This is a genomic window from Devosia elaeis (genome assembly GCF_001650025.1).
GTDB classification, from domain to species: domain Bacteria; phylum Pseudomonadota; class Alphaproteobacteria; order Rhizobiales; family Devosiaceae; genus Devosia; species Devosia elaeis.
Map to the genome: position 1 here is coordinate 57,455 of NZ_LVVY01000067.1, position 26,289 is coordinate 83,743.

Here is a 26,289-nt window from a genome sequence, read left to right on the forward strand (position 1 = left end):
GGGGCCGCTCGCCGGAGCGGGACAAGGGAGCCTATTCCCCCTTGTCCAGCCGACCCAGCACTTCCTTGACCTTGGAATTGATCTGATCGAGCGAATAGGGCTTGGGCAGGAAATCCACGCTCTGGTCGTCCTCGATATCGCGGCGCACGCTTTCCTCGGCATAGCCCGACACGAAGATGATCTTGAGATTGGGCATCTTCTCGCGGACGACCTTGAGCATGGTCGGACCGTCCATTTCCGGCATGACCACGTCGGAGATGATGAGATCCACCTGGTAATCGAGGTCTTCCAGCACTTCCAGCGCCTCTTCGCCGCCATCGGCCTCGAACACCTCGTAGCCGGTGGCCTTGAGGGCGCGGGCGGAGAAGGCGCGCACGCTCTCCTCGTCCTCGACCAGCAGGATGCGCTCCTGGCCGGTCAGGTCCTTGGCCGGCGCGGCGGCGGCGCCGGCCTTGGCGGCGGCCTCCTCGGGGCTGGGGACATGACGGGGCAGGAAAATCTTGAACGTGGTGCCCACGCCCAGCGTCGAAACCGGGTAGATGAAGCCCTCGGTCTGCTTGACGATGCCGTAGACGGTCGAGAGGCCGAGGCCGGTGCCCTTGCCCAATTCCTTGGTGGTGAAGAAAGGCTCGAAAATCTTCTCCAGCACTTCCTGGCTCATGCCGGTGCCGGTGTCCTCGACATCGATGAGCACGTAATCGGCCGGCACCATGCCTTCGAATTTCATGCCGGCCGCTTCGGCCGCGCTGACATTGGCGGTGCGGATGGCGATGGCGCCGCCATTGGGCATGGCGTCGCGCGCATTGACCACGAGATTGATGATGACCTGTTCCAATTGCACCACATCGGCGCGGACCGGCCAGATATTGCGGCCATGCTCGACCGAAAGCGTGTTCTTCTCCCCGATCATGCGCTTGAGCAGGACGGTGAGGTCATCGACGATCAGCGGCAGTTCGAGCACCTGCGGGCGCAGGGTCTGCCGGCGCGAAAAGGCCAGGAGCTGGCGGGTCAGCCCGGCGGCGCGATTGGCATTCTGCTTGATCTGCATCAGCTCGTTGAAGGACGGATCGCCCGGCTTGTGCTTGAGCAGCAGCAGGTCGGAAAAGCCGATAATGGCGGTGAGCAGATTATTGAAATCATGCGCCACGCCGCCGGCGAGCTGGCCCACGGCCTGCATCTTCTGGCTCTGGGCGAACTGCGCCTCCAGCTTGCGCTGGTCGGTCATGTCCAGGGCGTAGACATTGACCTGCTCGGGCGAGCCGGCGCTGATCTCGGACGCCGAGATATAGAGGCGCACCGCATGGTCGCCCTCGACGCTGAGCAGGGCATCGACGGGCTCGACTTCCGAATGCTGGGCAATGGCATTGGCGACGGCGCGATTGAGCTTGTCGCGGCTGGCCTCGCCGACCAAGTCCTGCAAAGGCTGCAATTCGAGGCTCTTGTCCTCGCCCGACCAGCGGAAAATGCGGCCGAACGGCGCATTGGTGCGCACGATGCGCCCCTCCCCGTCCAGGGTCGCGATGGCGAAGGGGGTGTCGTTGAAGAAGCGCGAGAACCGCACTTCGGCGGCGCGCAATTCCTCCTCGGTATCGGGGGCGCTCGACATGTCGAGCACCTGGGTGCGTGTCTCGCCCAATTCGCCATCGGCAAGCCGCGCGGCGCGGTGGAGCAGACGCACCGGAAGGGCCGTGCCGTTGCGGCGCACGAGATCGATATCGATGATCTCGGTGCGGATTTCCCCATCGCCCCGGCCCCGCATCAACAGCGAAGCGCCATCGCCCCGCACGATATCGCGTAGATTGAGCTGGCCGGAATTGAACTCGGCCAGGTCGTAACCGAGCCAATCGGCCAGGGTCGAGTTGAGATATTGGATATGCCCCTGCGCATCGGCCGAGAAGAAGCCGGAAGGGGAATGATCGAGATAGTCGATCGCCCTTTGCAGGTCGCGGAAGGCCGTCTCGTTGTTCTCGCGATCGCGGGTGATGTCCTCGATGGTCCAGGCGATCAGCGCCTTGCGGGCATCCTCGGTCTGCGGCAGCGGCCGGACCGCCACCCGATACCAGAAGGCCCGGCCCGCTTCGGCCTGCGAACCGCCCAGCCCGCCGGGCACGCGGATATCCTCGATGGCGCTGCGCCCGTCCTTGGCCGCCCGCGACAGCCGGTAGATGGCCTCGCTGGCATCGGCATGGCCGGCGAAGAGGCGCGGCACGCCCACCGGCACGCCATTGTTCACCGCCCCGGCGAAATTGCCGTAATGCTGGTTCACATAGGAAATCTTGCCGTCCTGGTCGGCGATCACCGTGCCGAAAGGCAGGCTGTCGACCACCGCATGCGAAACGGTGCGCCGCTCCTCGGACGAGGGAAAGCGGAAAAGCCCCGCAGCGAGCCCGAACAGGAAGAAGACCCCCGCCACGGCCAGCATGCCGACAAAGGCCATGACCATCTCGGAGGGGATGCGATCGCCGAAAAACGAGAAGCCCACGGCGGCAAGCACCAGAGCCACGCCGAGCAGCACGACGCGCCATATTCCCACGGCGGAGCGGGCCGCATCCAGGACCGGTTCAGGATAGCTGTCCTCGCCGAGCGGCGTCGATGCCATGGTCACTTGCTCCAGAAGGCAGAGGCCGTCCCGAATCGGGACATCGGGAAAGGTCTACCAAATGCTCCGCCCGCTTGGGAGGGTGAAGCGGCTTTTCAACATGACAGGCACGCAATTGTCCGCAGGCGCGATGGCCGGCTCTAGCGGAGCGAAGCCAGGTCCGCGCTCGGCTGGCTGGGATTGGCGGGCGCCAGCGCCCCATCCCCGGCATAGGTCTCGCGATAGGAGGCGAGGAAGGCGGTGAGGCTGTCCTGCGCCGCGATTTCGGCCGCGACCTTCTTGAATTCGAGGCTGGTCGCCTGGATCGGCCCGGTGACGAAATCGAACATCGGCCATTCGGGGGAATTGACCATCTGCTCGCCGAACTTGGCCCGCAGCCGCGACAGGCCAAACGTGTCGCCGGCCAGCACATAGCCGACCCCGGCGCGGATCAGGTTCATGCGCGTGGCGCGGCTGGGCGTCTGCCCCGCCGGCTCATTGCCATAGAGGGCTTCGAGCATTTCTCCTGCCTGGCTGTAGCGCCTGGCCTTCCAATGGGCGTCGATCCGCAGCAGCGCGACATCCTTGCCGTCCATATTGCTGATGATGTCGAGGGCCAATTGGTCGCGCCCGCCATCGATCATCGCCCGCGCCTCCAGGATGCGCCGTTGGCGGGCCAGGGATTCGGGGATCTCGGGCAGGCGCGTGTCGTTGAGCACCCGGATGGCGTCCTGCGGCCTGCGGTCGGCCAGATAGATCACCGCCAGGTCGGCGGCAATCTGGGTGCGGGCCACGCCGCGCAGCCTGTTGTCGAGCTGGTATTGCAGCAATTCGGCAGCCTGGGCCAGAAGATCCACGCGCACCAGCCGCCGCGCCAGATTGCGGATCATTTCGTCGCCGCGCGCGCCGGGCGGGGTCAGGTGGCGGAAATCGTAATAGATGGCCAGGGCTTCCACCGGCCCGAGGGCATCGGCCATGCCATTGAGGAAGAGATCGGCGAACATCGACTGCGCCTGGTCGCGCAGGGCATTGACCGCCTGGCTTTCCGGAAAGCTCGCCACCGCGGCGCGGACGGTTTCGAAACCGGGCCGGTAATCGCCATTGCGGAAATAGAGGTCGGCCAGCAGCGATTGCATCTCCGCCTCCAGCGCCCCGCCCCGCCAGAGCAGGCTTTCCGCCGCCAGGGTCTGCGTGGCCTTGGCCAGGTCGAGCCGGTTTTCCCGGTCCAGCAGCAACAGGGTCCGGTAGACGGCCTCGGCACGGGTGGGCCGCACTTCCGAGGCGATCACCTGGCCATAGAGGTCGAGCGCCTCCTGGTTGCGCCCTTCGGCCTCGTCGATGCGCCCGGACAGCAGGTGATAGAGCGAGGCATCCTCGACGCTGAGGGCGGCGAATTCGACCTTTTCCAGCAGGCTTTCGGCGAAATCGGCATCGCCCGCCTCCACGGCGGCGCGGCTCGCGGCCAGGTGGAACATGTTGCGCAGCCATTCGGGATAGGCATCCACAAAGGGCTGGGCTTCCAGCGCATCGAGCCGCGCACCGCGATAATCGTTCTCCGCCGCGCGGGCAAGCATCCGCCAGAACAGCGCATCGACCTCCTGCGCCACAACGGCGGCATTGAGAGTCTGCAGGGCCTCCCGCGGGCGCCCGGCCATCACATTGGCCACCGCCTGCGTCATGCGGACCTGCCTGGTCAGATCCTCCGCCTTGAGATCGGCCTCGAGCACCCGCAGCACGCCCAGGGCTTCGAAAGCCATGCGATTGGCCAAGTAGAATTGCGCCAGGTCGAGGCGGGCGGCATCGCGATTGCCGCCTTCGCTGGCCGCCGCCGCCGCTTCCAGCGCATCGCGGGTCGCGATGAATTGCTGCGGGTCGCGCTGTTCGAGCGCCGCCAGGTCGATAAATCCGGCGCGGACGGCTTCCTGCGCCTGGCTGCCGGCGCTGCGCAAGGTGTCGGAGGCGGAAACGGTCAGCCCGCCATTGCTGGAAATCACCGCCAAGGGACTTTCAAGCGCCACTTCAAGCCCGGCCGATTTCGGCTTGACCACCAGGCCATGCACGCTCCGCAGCGCGGTGAAATCCACATGATCGAGATTGCGCGTCAGCCCCCGCGCCGGCGGATAGGCCGTCACCACCTTGAGGACATCGCCCACCAGCGGATCGCGGAAATCGTGGATGCGGCCGGGCCGGGCCACGTCGGCGACCATTTCGAAGGCGCCCTCGATGTCGCGGCGGCGCGACAGGTTCATCGGCTCGGTGGGGCTCAGCATCATGTCGCCGAGCGAGAGCACCCAGGCCATGCCTTCGGAACCCAGGGTGGCAAGCCGCTCCTGCGCCAGATCGATGCGCACCACCTGGGTGTCGCCCGAGGCAATGACGGCGAATTCGGAGGCCACGGCACCAAGATCGTCCGAGGATTGCGGCGGCCGGATGCCGGTGACGGTATCGAAGATCATCCAGACCGTGTCGCCACGCCGGAACACGGCTGCAGGAATATCCTGCTCGAAGGGAAAAACCAGCCGGACGGTGGAGCCCAGCACGTTCACGAACGGCGTGACGGCCTCGGCGGCCTCCGGTTGCAGGGCGGCGATGCGTGGTGGCTCGGCTTCGGCGGGCGCCTCCTGCTCGGCCGTCGCGGCCAGGTCGGCCAGCATCAACGCGGGCAGGCCTTGCCCGGCAATGTCGATATCGAGCACATATTGGCTGGGCGAAATCTCGTAGAAGCGCGGCTCCACTCCTTCGGCGAAGAGGAAGGTGGCCACCGCCCCATCGGGCGAAGTCCCCGCCTGCACGGACACTACCTCGTCCGGCAGCCCGCCCAGCAGCGCGCCGATATCCATGTCCACCGGCCATTCGAAGGTGGCGGCGCCGATATTGCCTTTCTTGGTGAATTGCGCGTCGGTCGGCACCGACCAGTCGAATTGCAGACGCAGGAAGGTGGCGTTCTGGCCGACGCGGATATCGACTCGGGGATCGAGTTCGGCCGCCATGCGCGCCTTGCGGTCGCGTTCGGCCCTGATCGCGGCCTGGCGCGCCCGTTCGGCCAGCTTGTCGATGACGTCCTGCGGCAGCGGCGGCGGCATGCCCTGCCAGCTCGGCGGCATCAGGTCGATATAAAGCTGCTCGCCGGCATCGATGCGGTTGAAATTGAAGCTGGAGCGCAGCCCGATGCGCAGGCCCCGGCCATCCGGATCGACCCGGGCAATGGTCAGGTAATTGGGCATGGTCAGCCCGACATCGGGCAGCAGAATATCGACAGGATCGTCGAATTGCAGGGACAGAACGCCGTTTTCGACGCGGAAATCGTGGCGGGGCAATTCATCGCGCCCGGGGAAGCTGAGGATCAGCCGCCCATAGCCTTCCTGCTCGGCAGCAAAAAGCTGGCCCTGTTCCTGGCCATGCGCAGAGGCAGTCATTGCCAGCACGCTGGCCAATGCCGCCGCGACCAAGGCAGTTCTTGCCCGTCGCCAACCTGCGATCAATGCGGTCTTCACCGGCTTTCTGCCCGCCCGACGCCAAGATGACACGTTTTGCGGACGGGGTATTCTTCCCCCAAAGCCTCAAAACGCGAGGATTACACGCTTGTTTCAGCGTCACCCTAATCAGCCCGGCTTAACGTCCCCCTAAGGCGATCGGCGACATTTACTGTCCGACGATCTGCGGCAGGGCGGCCAGATCGTCGGGGCTCATGCTTTCGAGCGGGTCGGAATCGGCCGAGGCCATGCGCACCGTCAGCTCCTGCGCGCGGGTCGTGTTCATTTCGGCGAGGATGGGCGACATCTTGCGCGGGCTCATCATCCGGGTGACGCGCAGCAGCACGTCCATGTCCAGATTGTCGAAAATCTTGGCCGCATCCTTGGGCTTCATCGATTCATACATGGCCACGATGGCGGCGAACTGGCCTTCTTCCATCTGCTTGCGCTGCTCTACCAGCGAGGCGATCTGATCCTCGATGGATTGCAGGGTCGTCTGGCGTTCCTCGATCCGCTTTTCGGCCGCCTCGACGAGCGAAGCGCGCATGGCCAATTGCTGTTCGTAGGATTCAAGCTCGGTGCGCCGCGCCGCCAGCCGCTCCAGCACGGCCTGTTCGGTCTGCGTGGCATCGCCCGCCATGAGCGGCGCCGGCCCCTCCGGGGTCACCAGAAGCGGCATCGCATCGGCCAGCGGCGGACAATCGGCGGCGATAGCCAGCAATTCCCCGCCCTCGAGCTCGGCTCCGGCGACCGGCAGCGGATCGCAGGCATTCTCGGCCGCAACGCTGTTGGCCACGTAGCCGCCTGTATCGTCGCCCTCGGCAACACCAGGCGCGCCATGTCCGCCGGCGGCATCGAGCACCTCGCCGATCGTGGGCGCACCATCGCTCAGCGTGGGGGTGGTGTCGGCAAGCGTCGGCTCGGCCGGCAAGGTAATGGGCTCGCCCTGCCCCGGATCACCGCCTGAGGCGCCATCGCCAGCCGCCTGTGCCCGGGCTACGCCTGTCAGCACATAGCCGCCATTGGTCGCGAGGCCCAGCGTCTTGAGGACCAGCAGGGCCGCGACCGCCATGATGACGATGGGCAACAGGCGGATATTGGTCACGCGGCGGCTCCGCGATTGCGCACGCGCGAAGACAATTGCTGCAGCGCGGACTGCACCTTGTTGGGCTCCTCCACCTGCTCCACCGCCTGGCTATGGCGCGCCACGCTGGTGATGCGCGCAATGCGTTCCATCAGCGCGGTGCCGGCGGTAACGTGATTGGCCAGCTCGATACCGAAGCGTTCCGCTTCTTCCAGCCGCGCGGTCAGGGCCAGGTCGGCCTCGACGGCGCTGGACTTGAGTTCCTTAATGGCCTGATTGGCCAGATTGGTAGCGCCCACCAGATCGGCCACCATCTGCCGCATCGCATCCTTGTCCTGATGCAGGCGCTTGAGGCGCTGATTGAGCACCACGCAATAACCGATCGTCAGGGCCAGCAGGATCGCTACGGCGCCTTCCACGAAAATTCCCAGCGGCAGCCCGAACATCATCGTCCTTCCATCGTTTCGTCGATTGCCTCGAAGGCCGCCATGGTGACCTTGGGCGGGTTGAGCGGGCGCGTGACGCGCACGGAAACGTTCTTGCCGATATGGCCCATGATGGCCTCGGTGAGTTCGACATCCCCACAGCGCAGCCGGATCGGATCGGTCGGCGCACGCTCGAACATCAGCGTCTGGCCAGGCTGGAGATTGAGCACCTTGGAGAGCGGCAGATCCTGCTCGTGCAGCACCGCTTCGATCTCGACATCGGCCTGGTAGATCTCGGTGGCCAAATGCCCTTCCCAGATCGGATCGCGGCCGAATTTCTCGCCCATGAACATCTGCAGGAGCTGTTCGCGGATCGGCTCGATCGTCGCATAGGGCAACAGGATTTCGATCTTGCCGCCGCGGTCGTCCATCTCGATCCGGAGTTCGATGAGGATGGCCGCATTGCCCGGCCGCGAAATGGCGGCGAAACGCGGATTGGTCTCCATGCGCTCGAGCTTGAAATTGATCTGCGTCACCGGCTCGAAGGCGCGGTGCGTATCATCGAGGATCACCTCGATCATGCGGCGGGCCAGGGCCATTTCGATGGTCGTGTAAGGCCGCCCCTCGACGCGGATATTGCCGCCGACGCGGCGGCCGCCCAGCAACACGTCGATCATCGAATAGATGAGATTGGAATCGACGGTGAGCAGGCCGTAATTCTCCCATTCCTCGGCCTTGATGACCGAGAGGATGGCCGGCAGCGGAATGGAATTGAGGTAATCGCCGAAGCGGACCGAGGAGATGGAATCCATGGTCACCTCGACATTGTCCGAGGTGAAATTGCGCAGCGATGTCGTCGCCAGCCGCACCAGCCGGTCGAAGACGATTTCCAGCATCGGCAGGCGTTCATAGGACACCAGCGCCGAATTGATCAGCGCCTGGACGCCGGACAGCTCGACATTGCCCGCCGCGCTGGCATCGAAGCCGAGGAGGCTGTCGATCTCATCCTGGTTGAGCACCCGGTCCGGCCCGCCATCCTCGCCGCCATCGCCGCCTTCCAGCATGGCCGCCCATTCGGCGGCGGCAGCGGCGGCGCGTTCCTCTTCGGACATGGCCGCTTCGTCGGGTGCGGCGATATCGAGGCCTTCCAGGCCCCAATCCTCGCTCAGCTTGTCCTGGTCGCTCGGCCCGGCCATCACTGCACCAGGATTTCGCGGAAGAGCACGCTCTGCACATGCGCGGGATAGATGGCGATATTGACCCGCCGCAGCAGCTCTTCCTTGAGGCGATAGATGCCCGCCGAGCCTTCGAGGTCGCTCTTGCGCAATTCGCGCAGATAGACCTGGAACGCGTCGATCACCTTGGGCAGGCGCGGCTGGATCTCATTCATCATCTGCTCATCCGCCACCTCCAGGGCAATGGTGAGCTTCATGACGGCGGACGCGCCATCTTCACTGTTGAGATTCACCATCATGGGTTGAAGGTTGAAAATAAACGTGTCGTGCCCGGCCGGAGCCGACGCCGCCTCCCCATCGCCCGACGCGGACGAGGACAGAAAGAAGAACGCGCCCGCCCCGCCCAGCAGCACGACGATCACGGCGGCACCGATGATAAGGAAGAGTTTGGGAACGCCCCTCTTGGCAGGCGCTTCGGATCCCACTTCTGCATCCGCAGCCATTGCGTGCCCCACCAAACCCAGCAGTTCCGGACGATTCCGGCTCGGCATCCAGCTAAGGGCCACTTGGTTAACGAATAGTTACGATTAAGCCCTGGCCCGGCAGTTTTTGCCGGGCAGCTTTTGCCGGCAGGGCGGACATTCTCTGCCGGGCTGACGCACCACTTTCCATCTAAGCCTTTGATTTAACTCACATTCGCGCACTGGCATGGTTGATGCAAAGTAAATGGCGAGGCGACCGGCTTGGGGAAGCAGGGCGTTTCGGGGACCGATACGGGGATTGTCATGATCGGAAACGCGCAACTCATCAGCCTGTCACGGCAGATCGCCCTGCAGCGGCAGATGGACGTGGTGGCCCACAACGTCGCCAATATCAACACGACCGGCTTCAAGGCCGAGCAAATCCTGTTCGAAGAATATGAGATGCCGGTGGCGCGGGACCGCACCTTTCCCGGCCTCGACCAGCCCCTCTCCTATGTTCAGGACTGGGCGACGATCCACGACCTTTCCGGCGGCGCCATGACCCAGACCGGCAACGAGCTCGACGTGGCGCTCAATGGCGGCGGCTTCTTCGCCGTGCAGACGGCCGCCGGCGAGCGCTGGACCCGCGCCGGCTCCTTCCAGATCGACAATAACGGCACCCTGGTCGACGCCTCCGGCAACCCGGTCATGGGCATTGGCGGGCCGATCCAGTTCGGCCCCGAGGAAACCGGCATTTCCATCGCCACCGACGGCGCCATCTCCACCAATGCCGGCCCGAGGGGGCAATTGCGCATCGTCGAGTTCGACAATCCCCAGGCGCTGGTCCGCGAGGGCAGCAACCTGTTTTCCGGCGGCACGCCCGTCGCCAACGCCAATACCCGCGTCATGCAGGGCCATGTCGAGCGCTCCAATGTCTCGGGCGTCTCGGAAATGGCCGAATTGATCCGGGTGACCCGCGCCTATGAATCGATCGCCTCGCTGACGCAGAAGCAGGACGAGCTTCGTCGCACTGCCATCCAGCGCCTCGGCGACACCAATTCCTGATCCTGAGGAGCCAAGGCCATGAAAGCACTCTATATCGCATCGACCGGCATGAGCGCCCAGGAACGCAATGTCGAAGTCATTTCCAACAACATCGCCAACATGCGCACCACTGGCTACAAGCGCCAGCGCGCCGAATTCCAGGACCTGCTCTATCAACAGGTCACCCGCGCCGGTTCGCAGACGTCGGACCAGGGCACGATGGTCCCCGCCGGGCTCGAGATCGGCTCGGGCGTCCGCACGGTCTCGACGCCTAGGGTGATGAGCCAGGGCTCGGTCAACCTGACCGAACGTGAACTGGACGTGGCCATTCGCGGCGAAGGCTTCTTCATGATCGAGCTGCCCGATGGGCGCACCGCCTATACCCGCGACGGCTCCTTCGAGCGCGACGCGGAAGGCACCCTGGTCAATTCGTCCGGCTATACGGTCAATCCCGGCATCGCCATTCCCGGCAATGCCCGGGGCGTCTCGATTTCGCCCGATGGCACGGTGGAGGCCTATATCGGCACGGACACGGTGCCGACCCAGCTCGGCCAGCTCCAGCTCGCCCGCTTCGTCAACAAGTCGGGCCTCGAATCCATGGGCGACAACCTGTTCCTGGAAACCGCCGCCAGCGGCCCGGCCCAGGTGGGCGTGCCCAATGTCGATGGAACCGGCGACCTGCTGCAGAACTATCTGGAACTGGCCAATGTCAATTCGGTGACCGAAATTGCCGACCTGATCGCGGCCCAGCGCGCCTATGAAATGAATGCCCGCATCATCTCCGGCGCCGACCAGATGATGCAGGCCACGAGCCAGCTTCGTTGATCGGGAGGATGATCATGAAAATGTCCCGCCCCTTCCTTTCGGTCCTGGCCCTGGCGTTCAGTGCCGGCACCGCGCTCGCCGCGCCCCTGCTCAGGGCGGATATCACGGTGAGTGCCGCCGTGGTGACGATGGGCGACATGTTCGAGGATGCCGGCGCGCTGGCCGAAAAGCCACTGTTCCGCTCTCCCCTGCCCGGCACGACCGGCAATGTCGAGCTTTCGGCCATTCGCGCCGCCGCCGCCCGTATCGGCCTCGATGCCTTCGAAACCAATGGCCTGAGCCAGGTCAGGGTCTCGCGCGCCGCCATCCTGGTGGATCAGGCCCTGCTTTCGGGCCTGATCGCCGACAATCTGCGCAGCCGCGGCATCCTGACGGGCGATCTGCGCGCCAATGTGCATCTTTCCTATGCCCTCGAGCCGGTCCGCGCCGCCGCAGGCGATCAGCCCGCCCGGCTCGACAGCCTGCGCTACCTGCCCGGCAACGGCTCCTTCTCCGCCCGCTTCCTCATCGAGGGTGTGGAGCGGCCGCTGGAAATCGCCGGCACGATCGAGCTGGTCGTGGACGCGCCGCATCTGTCCGCCAACCTGCCGGCCGGCACGGTCCTGCGGCCCGACCACTTCGTCATGCGGCCGGTCCCGGTGCAGCAGGCCGACGCGCAGGGCGTCGCGCCGCAGGGCCAATTGGTCGGCATGGCCCTCAACCGCCAGAGCCGGGAAGGCATGCTGGTGCGGGCCAGCGATGTCAGCGAACCGCTGGCCGTCGCCAAGAACGACCTCGTCACCATCTATTATCGCCAGGGTCCCATGACCCTCACCGTTCGCGGCCAGGCCGTCACCGGCGCCGCCGAGGGCGCGCCGCTCCAGGTGCTCAATCTGAGCTCCCGCCGCGTCATCACCGCCAAAGCAATCGCCCCGGGCGCCGTGGAAGTCTCTTCCGGGCCGATCGCCCTGGCCGGCCTCTAATTCGGGATCGCACGAAATGAACATCGCCAAGATCGCCACCATCCTGACCCTCGCCGCTACCCTCGGCGCCTGCAGCACCATGGATCGCCTCGCCAATGTCGGCCAGGCCCCTGCCCTGACCGCCATCAACGATCCCACCACGATGGCGGGCTACCAGCCGGTGCGGATGCCTATGCCCGAGCCCATCGCCGACACCTACCAGCCCAACTCGCTCTACCGCACCTCGGCCAAGGGCTTCTTCAAGGACGAGCGCGCCCATCGCATCGGCGACATCCTGACGGTCCTGGTCACCATCGACGACAGCGCCCAGATCAACAACCAGACCCAGCGCAACCGCACCTCGACCAATTCCATGGGCATGGGCGGCATCTTCGGCGCCGGGTTCACCAATGTGGTCGGCACCAGTGTCGATCCCGCGGCAGCCATCGATTTCAATTCCGGCATCCGCGACGCCGGCAATGGCTCGGTCAACCGCAAGGAAAGCCTCGAAACCACCGTCGCCGCCGTGGTGACCCAGGTGCTGCCCAATGGCAATCTCGTCATCGAGGGGCGCCAGGAAGTGCGGGTGAATTTCGAAGTCCGCGACATGATCGTGGCCGGCATCGTCCGCCCCTCGGACATCCAGGCCAATAACACGATCCTGTCCAGCAAGATCGCCGAGGCCCGCATCTCCTATGGCGGCCGCGGCCAGATCACCGATGTGCAGCAATCGCGCTACGGCCAGCAGGTCATGGACGCCATCCTGCCCTTCTGAGGTCCCCCCCCATCCGGCGATGCCTCATCCCCGTGGCATCGCCGCTTTACCGGCCGGCGCCAGGAGGCACCGGCATGGTCCGGGCCGCAGAAAGCGCCGGACCAGACAGCAAGGCCCTTCATTCCCCAATGGCGGTCCCTTTCCCCACGAGGCGCAGCTCCCCGGCTGCGCCTCTCTCCGTTCAGGCCGACGGGAACCCCCAGCCCGCTTCCGGATTGACCTTGAGCACCGGAAAGGAAAGCGCATGAGACTGGGCGGCGCCATCGCTATCGGCATCGCAGTGGGCGTGGGGGCCGGCACATTATTGTTCGACAATGTCGGCGTCGGTATCGGGTTCGGCATCGCCATGGCCGTCGCCTTCTATTTCGCGGTCGGCGATGACGACGGCAAGAAGCGCAAGGACGAGTCCGATCCTTGAGCTTGATCCCCTGAAACGCCTGTGGGAGACATCGGGCTCTGTTGTCAGGAGCGTTCCATGTCCTTTGCCAAACTCGACGATCTCGGCCGCCGGCTGGAGGCGCTAGAGCATGCCTTGTCCATTCTCGGGGCCGACGAGGCGACCCATATGGCGGTCGGCGGCGGCGAGAAGCGGGCCGAGGCCATGTCGCATCTGGCCGGCATGTATCACGCCCAGGCCACGGCCCCCGAGATAGCCGACTGGATCGCGGCTGCCAGATCCGAGGATCTCGACACGGATCAGAAGCTGGCCCTGGGCGAGTTCGAGCGCAATTACATCAACGCCACCTGTCTCCCCACCGAATTCGTGCAGCGCCGGACCGCCGCTACGATGCGCTCCGAACAGCTCTGGCGCGAATTGCGCGCCAAGGGGGATTGGGACGCTTTCCTGCCCGCGCTGGAAGGGGTTGTGGCGCTGGTGCGCGAGGAAGCCGCGCTGCGTTCCGCCGCCACGGGCCTTGCGCCTTACGACGCGCTGATGGACCAATATGACCCGGGCAACAGGACCGCCGACATCGACGCGGTCTTTGCCGATCTCAAGACCTTCCTCAAGGACTTCGTGCCCAGGGCCCTCGACGTGCAGCAGGAGCGCCTGTCCCGGCGCCCGCGCAAGCCCCTCAACGGCCCCTATCCAATCGAGAAGCAGCGCGAACTGGGGCTGGCCGCCATGCGCGCCACCGGCTTCGATTTCACCCATGGCTCGCTGGCCGTATCGCACCACCCCTTCTGCGGCGGCGTGCCGACAGACGTGCGCATGACCACGCGCTACCGCACCGACGAATTCCTGTCCTCGCTGATGGGCGTGCTGCACGAAACCGGACATGCGCTCTATGAGCAGGGCCTGCCGAAAGACTGGTCGCACTGGCCGCTGGGCAAGGCGCGCGGCATGGGCATGCACGAAAGCCAGAGCCTGTTCGTGGAAATGCAGATCGCCCGCAGCGGCGACTTCTGGGAATTCATGCTGCCACTGGTGCATCAGCATCTGGGCGAAGACGCCATTCCCGGCTGGGACATCGCTGACATCCTGAGCGAGGTCAACTTCGTCGAGCGCGGCTATATCCGGGTCGATGCCGATGAGGTGACCTACCCGCTGCACGTCATCCTGCGCTACGAGCTGGAGCAGGATCTGGTAAGCGGCAAGCTGGAGGCCAGCCAGATTCCCGAGGCCTGGGATGCCAAGATGACCGAATATCTGGGCATCTCCACCATCAACGATCCCAAGGACGGCCCGATGCAGGATGTGCACTGGCCCGGCGGCGCCTTCGGCTATTTCCCCAGCTATACGCTGGGCGCCATGATCGCCGCGCAACTGGGGGCCGCCATGGCCAAGGATATTCCCGACATGGGCGCGCAGATGCGGCAGGGCGATTTCGCCGCCATCAATCAATGGCGCGCCGACAAGGTGTGGAACCAGGCCTCGCGCTATTCCACCCCCGACCTCATCACCCGCGCCACCGGCGAAGCGCTCAATGCCGATCATTTCAAGGCGCATCTCATCCGGCGCTATGGCGGCTAGGGCCGATGCGCTATGAGCGGTTTCCGCCGTCGCCGGGTCTGGCCGATTATGTCGAGCATTTCTGGCTGATCGAAGCCGATCTCGGCGAACGCCGGCACGAGGAAATCCTGGTGCCCAATGGCAGGCCGACCCTGCTGCTCAGCCTCGGCGACGAGGGCTGGCGCAAGGACCCGCATACCGGCGGCGAAGAGCCCAATTGCAGCGGCCTGACCGGCATCGCCACGGGCCCGGTGCTGATCGGGCAGACCGGACAGGTGCATCTTGTGGCCGCCCAACTCAGTCCGTTCGGCCCGGCCGCGCTTGGCCTGCCCTGCGCGATCGACCGGCATATGGCGCTCGACACCTTGCCCGATGGAGCCCCGCTGCTGGCGGGCATCCGCGCCGCAGGCATTTCGCGCGCCGCGGTGGAGCGGCTCGACACCATGCTGCTGGCCCGGCTCAACCCCATCCCTGTCGGGATCGTGGAAATATTGCGTCGTGCCTATGCCCTGCTCGGCGAAAAGCCGGCCGATGCGCGGAGCTGGGCGGACAGGACCGGGGTGAGCGAAGACCGGCTCTATCGCCTGTTCAAGGTCCATATCGGCATTTCGCCCAAGACTGCCCTGATGATTGCCCGCTACCAGGCCCTGGTCGGTTCGGTGCTGGGGGAGGAGCGTGGCGGCGGCCTCGCGCAATTGGCGCTGCTGGAAGGCTATTACGACCAGGCCCATGCCAATCGCGATTTCCGGCGCTTCACCGGCGTCTCGCCCCGCCAGTTCCGACAGACGCTCAACGGCATCGCCCGGATGATGCATGACGGCCCGGATTTATCCAAGAAGGCGGATGGCTAGGCCGCTAGGCTGTCTCCGGTTCCAATCAGGAGATCGCCATGACCACTTTCGTCCATTTCGAAATCACCGCCGCCGATGTCGAGGCCATTGCCGGCTTCTATGCCGAAGCGCTCGGCCTCGTGGCCACGCCATCGCCCTTCCTGCCCGGCTATACATTGCTCGGCAATGCGGCCGGGCCATTGGGCGCGGTCATGGATCGGAAATTCCAGAGCCAATCGACCATCGTGTGGTTCGGGGTCGAGGACATCGAGGCGAGCCTGGCCGCGATCGTGGCGGCGGGTGGACGGCAGGCCGGCGACATCAACGCCATTCCCGGCCAGGGCCGGCTGGCTTATGCCAGCGACCCCAACGGCACGATCTTCGGACTCAAGCAGGCGGAAAACCGCTGACAGGGCTTGGGCGGCAGGCCGCCCGGTCGCCACGATGATGAACACTTTCTGAAGCCCCGCTTCAGGACCGGTTCCAAATCACCCCTCTAGAAACGTCTCCATCAACGCGGTCGGAGGGACCGCAACACAGGAGACCAAAATGATCCGCAAGTTCATCATCACCACCCTGGCCGCCACCGCCATCGCCGTTTCGGCTGCGCCCGCCATGTCCAACGACATCTTCATCGACCAATATGGCTTCGGCAATCAGGTCGGTGGCGGCCAGTCCGGCTGGAATAATACCTTCGGCACCATGCAGCATGGCTGGTGGAACAATGCAATCAGCCAGCAGAATGGCGGCAACAACACCTCGGCCATCGGCCAGCAGGGCAACAACAATTATGGCGACGTCAGCCAGGACGGCTGGAACAATGCCGCCGGTATCGGCCAGTTCGGCAGCAACCACACCTCGATCCTGACCCAGGACGGCAACGGCAATGTCGCGGCCGGCGTGCAGGTGGGCAATGGCTGCTCGGCCAATGTGGTCCAGCATGGCTCGGGCAATGTCAGCGCCTTCGTGCAGGCCTGCCCGTAACAGCACCGAACCGGGCCGGCGCATAGCCGGCCTGCTTTTTCCCAGAGGAGGAAAAGATGCTTCATTCCACGGCTCAACTTGGCCTGATCGCCCTTCTGGCCCTGGGCGGCGCCGGCATGGCCGCCAATGCCTATGGCACCGCCGCCGACGGCCTGGCCTGCGGCGTCAGCACCAGCAATGCGAACGGCATGCTGTCGGTCGAAGGCGTGCTGCAAAGCCCCGAGGCACTGACCGGCGACTATCGTTTTGCCCTCAAGAGCCAGGGTGCGGGGGGCTCCAGCAATATCAACCAGGGGGGACAGTTTTCCGCCACGCCCGGCATGCCGGTCTCGCTCGGCAAGGTCAGCGTCAATGCCGGCGCCAATATCGAGGTGGACTTCACGATCACCACCGGCGGCAAGAAATACGATTGCTCCCAGCAATTTGCGACCCAGACCTGAATCGCTTTCTCACGCGCCTCACCACCTGCCCCGCCATCGAGCGGGGCTTTTTCTTGCCGGGCGAAAATGGTGAACGCCGTCTGAACACGCCACTCCGGATGAGTTCAGGCGCGCCCGGGCAATCTCTCACCATGCGCTGGAGAGACCAGCAGACAGGGAACGAAACCACTTCGGAGAGAGAAATGACCACACGCTTCACCCGCAACATCGCCGCCGCCCTCACCGCCGCCATGCTGGGCCTCGCCGCCGCCCCCGCCATGGCCGGCGGCCAGATCGCCATCGGCTTTTCGCCATCCGACCCGGACCAGGCCCAGGCGCTGGGCACCGGCCTCAAGATATTCTCGCTGTTCCAGGGCCTCTCGGGCACCGGCGCCAATGCCTACCAGAACGGCTCCGGCAATTCGGCCGGCATCAGCCAGAACGGTTGGGGCAATCATGGCCTGATCTTCCAGGACGGCAACGGCCATAACGGCACGATCAGCCAGAACGGCAACAACAATTCCTGCGGGCTGTTCCAGTTCGGCCAGGCGACCAATGCCCAATGCGTGCAGAACGGCAATGGCCAGTCCGGCATCACCACGGTTTTCGGCTTCTGATCTTCACCGGATCACGGCGCAAGGGCGGGGCAAACGGCCCCGCCTTTCGTTTTGGCCTGAGGCGCGCAAAAATGGCGCAGAAAAAATGTCGAAGCCGACAATGCGTGTTCGTCGGTTGAGCAGGAAGGCAATTTCGCCTTCGGGACAGGAGATCGACAAATGCGCGTCGTCGTATTCGTAAAGGCCACTGCAGACAGCGAAAATGGCCGCATGCCGCCCACCGAAATGCTCGAGGCCATGGGCAAGTATAATGAGGAACTGATCAATGCCGGCATCATGCTGGGCGGTGACGGCCTCAAGCCGACCAGCGCCGCCAAGCGCGTGATGTTTTCCGGCTCCGACCGTTCGGTGATCGATGGCCCCTTTGCCGAGACCAAGGAATTGGTGGCCGGCTATTGGATCTGGGAAGTCCGGGACATGGACGAGGCGGTCGAATGGGTGAAGCGCTGCCCCAATCCCATGCTCGAGGACAGCGCCATCGATATTCGCCCCGTCTATGAACTGGACGATTTCAACGCCCAGATGACCCCCGAGGTCCAGGCCATCCACGATCGCAACCGCGAGCGGGCCGGCCGCTGAGCGCCAAAATAAAAGCCCGCATCGCTGCGGGCTTTCCTATTTGCTTGCTGCTCGGCCTATTCGTCGCGATAGACCTTTTCGCGCCGTTCATGCAGTTCCTGCGCTTCCAGGCTCAGCGTGGCGGTGGGCCGGGCATCGAGCCGGGCAATGCCGATCGGATCGCCGGTTTCCTCGCAATAGCCATAGGTGCCGTCATCGATGCGCTTGAGCGCCGCGTCGATCTTGGAAATCAGCTTGCGCTGCCGGTCCCGCGTACGCAATTCCAGGGAGCGGTCGCTTTCCGAACTGGCGCGGTCGGCCATGTCCGGATGGTTCTGGCTCTCTTCCTGCAGATTTTCGAGAGTGACGCGGCTTTCGCGCAGAATTTCATCCTTCCAGCCCAGAAGCTTGTTCCGGAAGTATTCCCGCTGCCGCGGGTTCATGAACGTCTCGTCCTCGCTGGGCCGATAGTCCGTAACGTCAACCGAAGACATGAGCAGACTCAACTCCAATACCCCTCGGCGGCCTATATAGGCGGGTCGAAAGCCCCCGGCAAGCATGCAAGTTACGACTCGTTAACGTCTGAATCGTCCCGCAAGACGCCCATAGCGGCAAGGTGACGACAAGTTGATGACGCAAGATCAGGATTGGGGGTAGCGCCCCTGCTTGGCGAGCTCGACCAGGACGCGCAATTCGATCTCGTCGATGATCGCGTCGAGGCCCGGCTCGACCCGCTCGCGCAGGCCCTGCAATTGGGTGACAAGGGCGTCGAGTTGCCCCGCTCCGACCTGCCCGACCAGCAGGTCCGCCTTTAATTCTTCCAGCAGATCGAGCAAGGTCGCTCCGCGCCTGACCGCCCGCCGACGCCCCTCACGGAAATCGCCCACCGCCTGCAGGGCCAGGATGGCATCGAGTCCCGCCGCCGGCGCCAGCGGCCCGGCACTGGCAATGCGCGCGGCGCCCTGGTCCCCCGCCGGCATGAAAGCAGGCGCGCCGCCCGCCCGCCCCGCCGAGGGCCGGCCCGCAACGCTGTTGGGACGATTGGTGGCATCGATACGCAAAAAGACGGACTCGCTCACGGAGGGAACCTGGGCAAAATCTGCCGGGGCAGGGTTAACAGGACCTTAACTTGCCCGGCAAGAATTGCTCACCCAGCCGGCATCGCGCGGAAATTTCGGCCATTCCGAAACAGAAAACTCTGAAATTGCAATAAGTTAACAGGATAGAACCGAGACTGGCATGCTTTTGGCACTGATCCTGGCGAAGGCCGCACCATGGGGATGGAGCGGCATCAGCCGGGGAAGAAAATGCCAAACCGCCTGTTCCGATCCATTATCGCCGCAACGCTGAGCGCGGCCCTGGTGCTGACGCCGCTCTCGGCCGCCCAGGCCGCCCCGGCGCGCATCAAGGATATCGTGGACATGGAGGGCGTCCGCGAGAACCAGCTCGTCGGCTATGGTCTGGTGGTCGGCCTCAACGGCACCGGCGACAGGTTGAACAATTCGCCTTTCACCAAGCAATCGCTGCAATCCATGCTGGAACGGCTCGGCGTCAATACGCAGGGCGAGAATGTGCGCACGGCAAATGTTGCCGCCGTGATGGTTACCGCCAACCTGCCCCCCTTCGCCACGCAGGGCTCGCGTATGGACGTGGCCGTGTCTGCCTTGGGCGATGCCGGAAGCCTGCAGGGCGGTACCTTGCTGGTGACGCCACTGCTGGGCGCTGATGGCGAAGTCTATGCCATCGCGCAGGGGCCGGTCTCGATCAACGGTTTCAAGGCCCAGGGCGACGCAGCCAGCGTGGTTTCCGGCGTACCCACGACCGGCCGGATTTCCGCCGGCGCACTGATCGAGCGCGAAATCGACTTCCATCTCGGCTCGCAACACTCGCTGCGCCTGGCCCTGCGCAATCCCGACCTGACCACGGCGCGGCGGATCGCCCTGGCGGTGAACGACTTTATCGGCGTACCCACCGCCGTGCCCGAAGACCCGGCCACGGTGCGCCTCACCCTGCCTCGCGGCTTCAATGGCAATATCGTCGACCTGCTGACCGATATCGAGCAATTGATCGTGCAGACCGACCAGCCGGCCAAGGTCGTCATCGACGAGAATTCCGGCATCATCGTCATGGGCAAGGATGTGCGCGTCTCGGCCGTAGCGGTGGCCCAATCCAACCTCACCGTGACCATCGCCGAAAATCCCGAAGTGGTGCAGCCAAATCCGCTGAGCCTGGGCCAGACCGCGGTGGAACCCAATACCACGCTCAACGTCAACCAGTTCGACACTGCGCTCCAGGTCGTGCCGGAATCGGTGACGCTGCAGCAATTGGTCGACGGCCTCAATGCCCTGGGCATCTCGCCCCGCGACCTCATCGCCATCCTGCAGGCCATCAAGGTCACCGGCGCCCTGCAGGCCGAAATCGAGGTGCTGTGATGAACCCGATCGGTTCGGCCGGCTCGCTCAGCCCGCAACAAATCCTGCAGGTCCGTCAGCAGGCGGAGGAGCTGGAAGGCGTCTTCCTCAACCTTCTGACCAAGCAGATGTTTTCCGGCCTCGGTGCCGACGAGAATTTCGGCGGCGGCTTCGGCGAGGAGACTTGGCGCTCCATGCAGGCCGAGGAGCTTGCCAATGCCATGGCCCGCAGCGGCGGCGTCGGCATCGCCGATCAATTGATGGGCGAAATGCTTGCTGCCCAGGAAGCCGCCAATGCCTCAAGAACAATGATGTTTCCCAGTACCGGAGTATATGGAAAATGACCGCTGCCGCACGCCTCGCCGCCCTCGACGCCCTGCCGGCCGAAGATTTGTGCAACCATGCCGAAACGGCATTGGCTGCCCTGGTCGATGTGATGAACCAGGAAACGACGCTTTTGCGCGCCGGCCATATGCGCGAGGCCGGGCGGCTGACGCCGGACAAGACGCGCCTCGCACAAGACTATGTGACCCTGGCTCGCGCCGTCCAGCGCCAGAACCAGCGCCTCGCCGCCGAAGCCCCGGCCGCGCTGGAACGGCTGCGCGCCGGCCATGAAAGCCTTGCCACCCAGATGGCCGAGAACCTGCGTGTATTGGCCACGGCCAAGACCGTGACCGAGGACGTGCTCACCGACGTCGCCCGCCTGGTGGGCCAGCAGGACCGCGCCAAGACCTATGGCACGGGCGGGCAGGTAGCGGCCGACCCCGCAGCCGCCGCGCGGGGCCTGACCGTCAACCGCGCGCTGTGATCGCGACCAATTTGACTTAAATGCCCTGGCCGATGCTCACGCATAGCTAGGACATGCAATCCTAGCCTTCCCCTGAAGAGGTGCATTCGGGGGAAGGTCCATGGCTGCGACCCATGTTACGCCCATTTCGTCGAGTACCACGCATCTGCAAGGCTACCGTCAACGCGCCGAAGCAGAGCGTCGCCCCGCCCTGCCCGACGGCAATGCCGCCCGGCAGCGCGATGTGCTGTCGCGCGAGGAAGAACGGCGTCAGCATCCCGGAAAGCAGGACGACCCGCCTGCACCGCGCCCCGCCCGCAGCGGTTCGGCCAGTTTCGCCGCCGCCGTCATCGCCGGCGCGCTGCCCCCCGTGCCCAAGACCATGAACGAATTGATGCGCCGCATCGGCGCCAGCGAAATTCCCCCAGAATCCGCCGCCCGCCTCCGGGACATTCTCGTATAGTTAACGACGCGTGAACGCGGCTGGAGCCGCCACGCGTCAAAGCCCCGCCACGCGGGGCTTTTTGCTGCCCGCGCCCGGCTCATGGCGCGCGAATTTGCCTAAGTCTTAATCAGCCGCTTAACGCTTCTTTAGAGGCCGCGCGGGCAGGATTGGCCCAGCCTCAGGAAGAGGTGTCTTAGTATGCGTAATCCTAGAAAAGGACTTGAGTACCATGGGTGATATCTCGCTCTCGAAGGCCGTTCGCTCGAACCTGCTTTCCCTTCAGAACACCTCCGCCATGATGGCCAAGACGCAGGAGCGTCTCGCTACTGGTAACAAGGTGAACTCCGCCCTCGACAACCCCACCAACTTCTTCACCGCCGCCGGCCTGAATAGCCGCGCCGGCGACCTGAACCAGCTGATGGACTCGATGGCCAACGGCATCCAGACCCTGGAAGCCGCTGACAATGGCCTGACCGCCATCACCAAGACGCTCGAATCCATGCAGTCGACCCTGCGTCAGGCGCGCCAGGACAAGAGCTTCCAGACCCAGTCCTTCACCATCGACAATTCGACTGCTTCGGTGTCCTTCTCTGGCGGCGCCTTCGCGAGCGACGTGTCCGATGTCGGCCCGCTGGCCGTGACGGGCGGCACCTATGCAGAGCCGGCTGCCGATGTCACTCTGAGCCTGACCAGCGCCAACCTCAACGGCGGCGACGCTCTCGACGTCACCATCGAGACGGGCGCCACCATGGAAGAGGCCATGGCCAGCATCAACACCGCTCTCAAGGCGGCCGATGGTGGCAAGGGCTTCACCGCTCGCCTCAACAGCGACGGTGACGGCATCGAAATCGTGTCGAAATATGGTGAGGCTCTCTCGGTCCAGGCAGACGTTGCCGGTACCGGCTTTGCCACCACCGCCACCGATGCCACTGCCCCGACCTCGGCCAGCGTCGATGACCTGGTGACCGCCATCAACGGCAACAGCAACACCAAGGGCCTCGTCCGCGCCTCCAACGACAACGGCAAGCTGCGCATCGAAAACCTTTCGACGCAGGATCTTGACGTCACCGTCGGCACGGCCAACGCTGCGACCATCGACGGCAACTCGGTTCGCGCCGGGCTGGCCGACCAGTACAACGAGCTGCGCGACCAGCTCGACAAGCTGGCCGACGACGCCTCGTTCAACGGCATCAACCTGCTGCGCGGCGACAAGCTGACCATCACCTTCAACGAGACCGGCACCTCGTCGATCGACATCAACACCAAGGGTGAAGAGGCCATCAATTCTGCAAATCTCGGCATCGAGACCTTCATGCAGCAGGCCACCCTGGACAGCGATACCAATATCGACAATGAGTTGGCTCGCCTGAAGGGCGCGCTGAACAGCGTCCGTTCGCAGTCCTCGAGCTTCGGCTCGAACCTGTCGATCGTGCAGAACCGCCAGGACTTCACCAAGAACATGGTCAACACGCTGCAGACTGGCGCCGCCAATCTGACGCTGGCTGACATGAACGAGGAAGCCGCCAACCTGCTGGCCCTGCAGACCCGCCAGTCGCTGTCGTCCAACTCGCTGTCCCTGGCGAGCCAGGCCGACCAGTCGGTGCTCCAGCTCATCCGCTAAGCGCAAGCGCTTCAGCAAGAATCGGAAAGGCGGGCTTCGGCCCGCCTTTTCTTTTTGGCCCAGGCCCCTGCCCCAGGCATCGCGAGAAGCCAAAAAATGTCCTAATCGGCATGGTTACCGCTTCGCCAACAAACATGGTTAACGCTGCATTAGGATTCGATGCGGTACCAATGTTGCAGCCTCAGTAGAGGATGGGCCGGTTGTCGGCGCTGCAGTCAAGGAAGCACCATGTCCGATATCTCACTTTCGAAAGCCGTTCGGTCGAACCTGCTTTCCCTCCAGAACACCGCCAGCCTGATGGCCAAGACGCAGGAGCGTCTCGCGACCGGCAACAAGGTCAATTCGGCGCTGGACAATCCCACCAATTTCTTCACCGCCTCGGCGCTGAACGCCCGTGCCGGCGACCTCAATGCCCTGATGGATTCGATGGCCAACGGCATCCAGACGCTGGAAGCCGCCGACAACGGCCTCACCGCCATCACCAAGACCCTGGAATCGATGCAGTCCACGCTGCGCCAGGCGCGCCAGGACAAGAGCTTCCAGACCGATTCCTTCACGCTTGATCCCAACACGATCGGCGTCGGCCTGCAGCGCAATCTCGATTTTACCGGTGGCGCCTTCGAGACGCCCGGCAGCATCAGCCTGCACAAGAACGCGGTGACCGGGCAGAACGGCTTCATCAATGGCGGTACCGCCGGTAAGGCCGGCACCCTGGAAATCCAGACCGACAGCCTGAACGGCGGCACGCCGATCACCGTCGCCTTCACCGCCGCAGATACGGTGCAGACCCTGTCGGCCAAGATCAACGCCCATATCGCCACCCTGAGCGACAATGGCGGCGTCTCCGCCCGCGTCTCCAACGGCCAGCTTGAAATTGCCAGCGCCAGGGCCGAGGAAGTCGTCGTTACAGGAACCGAGCTGGAATATATCGGCCTTGGCGGCACCGACGAAGCCGCGACGCCTGCCACCCGCGACGGCACCGGCCCGGTTGCCGGCGGCGCGCTGGCCGCGTTCTCCTTCACCATCAATGGCCTGACCGTCAACGTGCCGGCCACCGCCGCAGCGAACGACGCGACCCAGAACGGCGATGCCATTCGCGACGCCATCAACAATTCCGCCGCCGCACAGGCCGCCGGCGTCGTCGCCACCAATAATGCCGGCACCATCGAGCTGGCCAACGCCGACGGCAAGAACTTCACCTTGAACGGCACCGGCCTCTCGACGATGAATATCGCGGCGGGCGCGACCACCGATGGCATCCCCGCTTCGGGCACCGCCGTCGATCCGGGCACCGGCAGCTTTGCCGTCAAGACCGTCGATGAGCTGGTTCGAGAGATCAACCGTGATTCCAATCTCAAGACCAAGATCCGCGCCAGCAATGACAATGGCCAGCTGCGCATCGAGAACCTGTCGACCAAGGAACTCGATATCGCCGGCGTGACCTCCTCGGGCATTATCGACGGCACGTCGTTCGGCGCCGCCAAGATCACCGGCAACACCGTCCGTGCCGACCTGGCCGAGCAGTTCAACGAGCTGCGCGACCAGCTCGACAAGCTCAGCGACGACGCCTCGTTCAACGGCATCAACCTGCTGCGTGGCGACAACCTCAAGATCACGTTCAACGAGAACGGCACCTCTTCCATCGACATCCAGACCAAGGATGGCGATGCGCTGAACTCCGCCAATCTCGGCCTCTACGACCTGATTGCCAAGGACCTGGACGCCGACACCGATATCGACAGCCTGCTCAATGGGGTGAAGAACGCCCTGGCCAGCGTGCGGTCCCAGGCTTCTTCCTTCGGCTACAACCTGTCGATCGTGCAGAACCGCCAGAACTTCACCAAGGAAATGGCCAATACCCTGCAGACCGGCGCAGCCAACCTGACGCTGGCCGACATGAACGAGGAAGCCGCCAATCTGCTGGCCCTGCAGACCCGCCAGTCGCTCAGCTCCTCCTCGCTGTCCCTGGCCAGCCAGGCCGACCAGAGCGTCCTGCAACTGCTCCAATAGGCCGCAGGGCCCCGAACGCGGTTTATACAGCAAGGCGGGCCAATGCCCGCCTTCGTTGTTTTTGCGGCAATGTAGGGCTAGGAAACATTATCCAGTCCGATTCACCCGGAGAAATGCGGTATGGCGCTCAAGGTCGAACTCAAGCCCGGCGAAAAGCTGCTTATCGGCAATTGCATCGTCACCAATTCCGATCAGCGCACCCGCCTGTTCATCGACGGCAATGCCCCCATCCTCCGGGAAAAGGACATCCTGACAGCGGAGACCGCCAATACACCGGCAAAGCGCATCTATCTTGCGGTGCAGCTGATGTATATCGACGAGGATTCCAACGAAGCGCGGCAGGCGCTTCTCGATCTCGCCAAGGACTTTTTGGCAGCCGTGCCCAGTTCTCACCGCTATCTCGACCAAATCAATAACGAGATATTAACCGGATCTTTGTACAAGGCACTCAAAGCCGCACAAAAGCTTATCGAATACGAACAGGACCTGCTCAATCATGTATCCTCAGGGCGCTCAGGCGTACCAACAGACGGCGAAGGTCGTTGAGTCCCCGCGTGAACGTGAATCGGCGCTGTTGATGAAGGCGGCGGCCGGCCTGCAGAAGATCCGGGACGAGTGGGACCACGCCACCCACGAGGACCTCAAGGCGGCACTGACCTTCAATCGGAAATTATGGACCATCTTCATGACCTCGGTCACGCGCGAGGATAGTCCCCTGCCCCACGATGTGCGCCAGAACATCGCCAATCTGGGCATGTTCATCCTGAACCAGACCCGCGAAATTCTTATCGACATCAATCCCCAGCCCCGGCAGCTCGAGGTGCTGGTCCGCCTCAATCGCCAGATCGCCGCCGGCCTGCGCGGCATGTGAGCCG

General features: G+C 64.2%; 28 protein-coding genes. 20 read left to right on the plus strand and 8 right to left on the minus strand.

The features are described 5' to 3' along the window. Positions 1 to 31: 31 nt before the first annotated feature. From cckA to A3840_RS05250, 6 genes are all read right to left on the minus strand, one after another. Complete coding sequence (gene cckA / locus A3840_RS05225) at positions 32 to 2,599, minus strand: cell cycle histidine kinase CckA (protein WP_067452954.1); 2,568 nt, start codon at positions 2,597 to 2,599, stop codon at positions 32 to 34. A 140-nt stretch (positions 2,600 to 2,739) separates the two neighbouring features. Further along, positions 2,740 to 5,994 carry a hypothetical protein gene (locus A3840_RS05230; RefSeq protein ID WP_131798254.1) on the minus strand — a complete coding sequence of 1,085 codons (3,255 nt, stop codon included), beginning with the start codon at positions 5,992 to 5,994 and terminating at the stop codon, positions 2,740 to 2,742. Positions 5,995 to 6,220: 226 nt separating this feature from the next. After that, positions 6,221 to 7,156: a MotE family protein gene (locus A3840_RS05235; protein ID WP_067452959.1), complete on the minus strand. Its 936-nt coding sequence runs from the start codon at positions 7,154 to 7,156 to the stop codon at positions 6,221 to 6,223. Continuing rightward, positions 7,153 to 7,584, minus strand: coding sequence for a DUF6468 domain-containing protein (locus A3840_RS05240; RefSeq protein ID WP_067452962.1), 432 nt, complete (start codon positions 7,582 to 7,584; stop codon positions 7,153 to 7,155). The genes A3840_RS05235 and A3840_RS05240 overlap by 4 nt, the downstream gene beginning before the upstream one ends. Further along, positions 7,581 to 8,756, minus strand: coding sequence for a flagellar motor switch protein FliM (gene fliM / locus A3840_RS05245; protein WP_067452965.1), 1,176 nt, complete (start codon positions 8,754 to 8,756; stop codon positions 7,581 to 7,583). The genes A3840_RS05240 and fliM overlap by 4 nt, the downstream gene beginning before the upstream one ends. After that, the gene (locus A3840_RS05250) at positions 8,756 to 9,301 is read right to left on the minus strand and encodes a flagellar basal body-associated FliL family protein (protein ID WP_245676551.1); all 546 of its coding nucleotides are present in this window, start codon (positions 9,299 to 9,301) and stop codon (positions 8,756 to 8,758) included. The genes fliM and A3840_RS05250 overlap by 1 nt, the downstream gene beginning before the upstream one ends. 219 nt (positions 9,302 to 9,520) lie before the next feature. On the opposite strand from A3840_RS05250, the gene flgF reads away from it, so the two are divergent. From flgF to A3840_RS05305, 12 genes are all read left to right on the plus strand, one after another. After that, positions 9,521 to 10,261: a flagellar basal-body rod protein FlgF gene (gene flgF / locus A3840_RS05255; protein ID WP_425388836.1), complete on the plus strand. Its 741-nt coding sequence runs from the start codon at positions 9,521 to 9,523 to the stop codon at positions 10,259 to 10,261. 18 nt (positions 10,262 to 10,279) lie between these two features. Continuing rightward, entirely contained in the window at positions 10,280 to 11,065 is a 786-nt protein-coding gene (gene flgG / locus A3840_RS05260) for a flagellar basal-body rod protein FlgG (RefSeq protein ID WP_067452971.1), read from the plus strand. A gap of 14 nt (positions 11,066 to 11,079) precedes the next feature. Continuing rightward, a complete protein-coding gene (flgA, locus tag A3840_RS05265; RefSeq protein ID WP_165603126.1) occupies positions 11,080 to 12,027 on the plus strand; it encodes a flagellar basal body P-ring formation chaperone FlgA in 948 nt (315 codons plus the stop codon). A gap of 16 nt (positions 12,028 to 12,043) precedes the next feature. Further along, positions 12,044 to 12,781, plus strand: a complete 738-nt coding sequence (gene flgH, locus A3840_RS05270) for a flagellar basal body L-ring protein FlgH (protein WP_067452977.1) — start codon at positions 12,044 to 12,046, stop codon at positions 12,779 to 12,781. 244 nt (positions 12,782 to 13,025) lie between these two features. Next, a complete protein-coding gene (locus A3840_RS19615) occupies positions 13,026 to 13,199 on the plus strand; it encodes a hypothetical protein (protein ID WP_165603127.1) in 174 nt (57 codons plus the stop codon). 57 nt (positions 13,200 to 13,256) lie between these two features. Further along, entirely contained in the window at positions 13,257 to 14,753 is a 1,497-nt protein-coding gene (locus A3840_RS05275) for a carboxypeptidase M32 (protein ID WP_067452980.1), read from the plus strand. Between the two features lie 5 nt (positions 14,754 to 14,758). Then, positions 14,759 to 15,583 carry a helix-turn-helix domain-containing protein gene (locus A3840_RS05280; RefSeq protein WP_067452982.1) on the plus strand — a complete coding sequence of 275 codons (825 nt, stop codon included), beginning with the start codon at positions 14,759 to 14,761 and terminating at the stop codon, positions 15,581 to 15,583. Positions 15,584 to 15,621: 38 nt separating this feature from the next. Further along, the gene (locus tag A3840_RS05285; RefSeq protein ID WP_067452985.1) at positions 15,622 to 15,972 is read left to right on the plus strand and encodes a VOC family protein; all 351 of its coding nucleotides are present in this window, start codon (positions 15,622 to 15,624) and stop codon (positions 15,970 to 15,972) included. Between the two features lie 139 nt (positions 15,973 to 16,111). Continuing rightward, a complete protein-coding gene (locus tag A3840_RS05290; protein WP_067452989.1) occupies positions 16,112 to 16,546 on the plus strand; it encodes a curlin in 435 nt (144 codons plus the stop codon). A 56-nt stretch (positions 16,547 to 16,602) separates the two neighbouring features. After that, positions 16,603 to 16,986, plus strand: a complete 384-nt coding sequence (csgH, locus tag A3840_RS05295; RefSeq protein ID WP_067452992.1) for a curli-like amyloid fiber formation chaperone CsgH — start codon at positions 16,603 to 16,605, stop codon at positions 16,984 to 16,986. A gap of 182 nt (positions 16,987 to 17,168) precedes the next feature. Further along, positions 17,169 to 17,582 (plus strand): hypothetical protein, encoded by a 414-nt coding sequence (locus A3840_RS05300; RefSeq protein ID WP_067452995.1) that lies wholly within the window; start codon positions 17,169 to 17,171, stop codon positions 17,580 to 17,582. Positions 17,583 to 17,741: 159 nt separating this feature from the next. Further along, positions 17,742 to 18,161, plus strand: a complete 420-nt coding sequence (locus A3840_RS05305; protein WP_067452998.1) for a YciI family protein — start codon at positions 17,742 to 17,744, stop codon at positions 18,159 to 18,161. 56 nt (positions 18,162 to 18,217) lie between these two features. On the opposite strand, the gene dksA is transcribed toward A3840_RS05305, so the two are convergent. Together dksA and A3840_RS05315 are read right to left on the minus strand one after the other, a co-directional pair. Further along, a complete protein-coding gene (dksA, locus tag A3840_RS05310; protein ID WP_067452999.1) occupies positions 18,218 to 18,634 on the minus strand; it encodes an RNA polymerase-binding protein DksA in 417 nt (138 codons plus the stop codon). Positions 18,635 to 18,781: 147 nt separating this feature from the next. Beyond that, positions 18,782 to 19,219, minus strand: a complete 438-nt coding sequence (locus tag A3840_RS05315) for a flagellar assembly protein FliX (protein ID WP_082903668.1) — start codon at positions 19,217 to 19,219, stop codon at positions 18,782 to 18,784. A gap of 228 nt (positions 19,220 to 19,447) precedes the next feature. Here A3840_RS05315 and A3840_RS05320 point away from each other — a divergent pair, with 228 nt between their 5' ends. The 8 genes from A3840_RS05320 to flaF all read left to right on the plus strand — a co-directional run bounded on the left by A3840_RS05320 (position 19,448) and on the right by flaF (position 26,285). Then, positions 19,448 to 20,572, plus strand: a complete 1,125-nt coding sequence (locus A3840_RS05320; protein ID WP_082903671.1) for a flagellar basal body P-ring protein FlgI — start codon at positions 19,448 to 19,450, stop codon at positions 20,570 to 20,572. Then, positions 20,572 to 20,895: a rod-binding protein gene (locus A3840_RS05325; RefSeq protein WP_067453002.1), complete on the plus strand. Its 324-nt coding sequence runs from the start codon at positions 20,572 to 20,574 to the stop codon at positions 20,893 to 20,895. The genes A3840_RS05320 and A3840_RS05325 overlap by 1 nt, the downstream gene beginning before the upstream one ends. Then, positions 20,892 to 21,359 carry a hypothetical protein gene (locus A3840_RS05330; protein WP_067453005.1) on the plus strand — a complete coding sequence of 156 codons (468 nt, stop codon included), beginning with the start codon at positions 20,892 to 20,894 and terminating at the stop codon, positions 21,357 to 21,359. Before A3840_RS05325 ends, A3840_RS05330 begins: the two co-directional genes overlap by 4 nt. Positions 21,360 to 21,459: 100 nt before the next feature. Beyond that, positions 21,460 to 21,801 carry a hypothetical protein gene (locus A3840_RS05335; protein ID WP_067453008.1) on the plus strand — a complete coding sequence of 114 codons (342 nt, stop codon included), beginning with the start codon at positions 21,460 to 21,462 and terminating at the stop codon, positions 21,799 to 21,801. A gap of 211 nt (positions 21,802 to 22,012) precedes the next feature. Then, on the plus strand, positions 22,013 to 23,404 hold the full coding sequence (locus tag A3840_RS05340; RefSeq protein WP_067453011.1) for a flagellin N-terminal helical domain-containing protein: 1,392 nt from the start codon (positions 22,013 to 22,015) through the stop codon (positions 23,402 to 23,404). Between the two features lie 228 nt (positions 23,405 to 23,632). Further along, positions 23,633 to 25,414 carry a flagellin N-terminal helical domain-containing protein gene (locus A3840_RS05345; RefSeq protein ID WP_067453014.1) on the plus strand — a complete coding sequence of 594 codons (1,782 nt, stop codon included), beginning with the start codon at positions 23,633 to 23,635 and terminating at the stop codon, positions 25,412 to 25,414. Positions 25,415 to 25,534: 120 nt separating this feature from the next. Further along, complete coding sequence (gene flbT, locus A3840_RS05350) at positions 25,535 to 25,960, plus strand: flagellar biosynthesis repressor FlbT (RefSeq protein ID WP_067453016.1); 426 nt, start codon at positions 25,535 to 25,537, stop codon at positions 25,958 to 25,960. Next, a complete protein-coding gene (gene flaF / locus A3840_RS05355; protein WP_067453019.1) occupies positions 25,911 to 26,285 on the plus strand; it encodes a flagellar biosynthesis regulator FlaF in 375 nt (124 codons plus the stop codon). The genes flbT and flaF overlap by 50 nt, the downstream gene beginning before the upstream one ends. Positions 26,286 to 26,289: the final 4 nt, after the last annotated feature.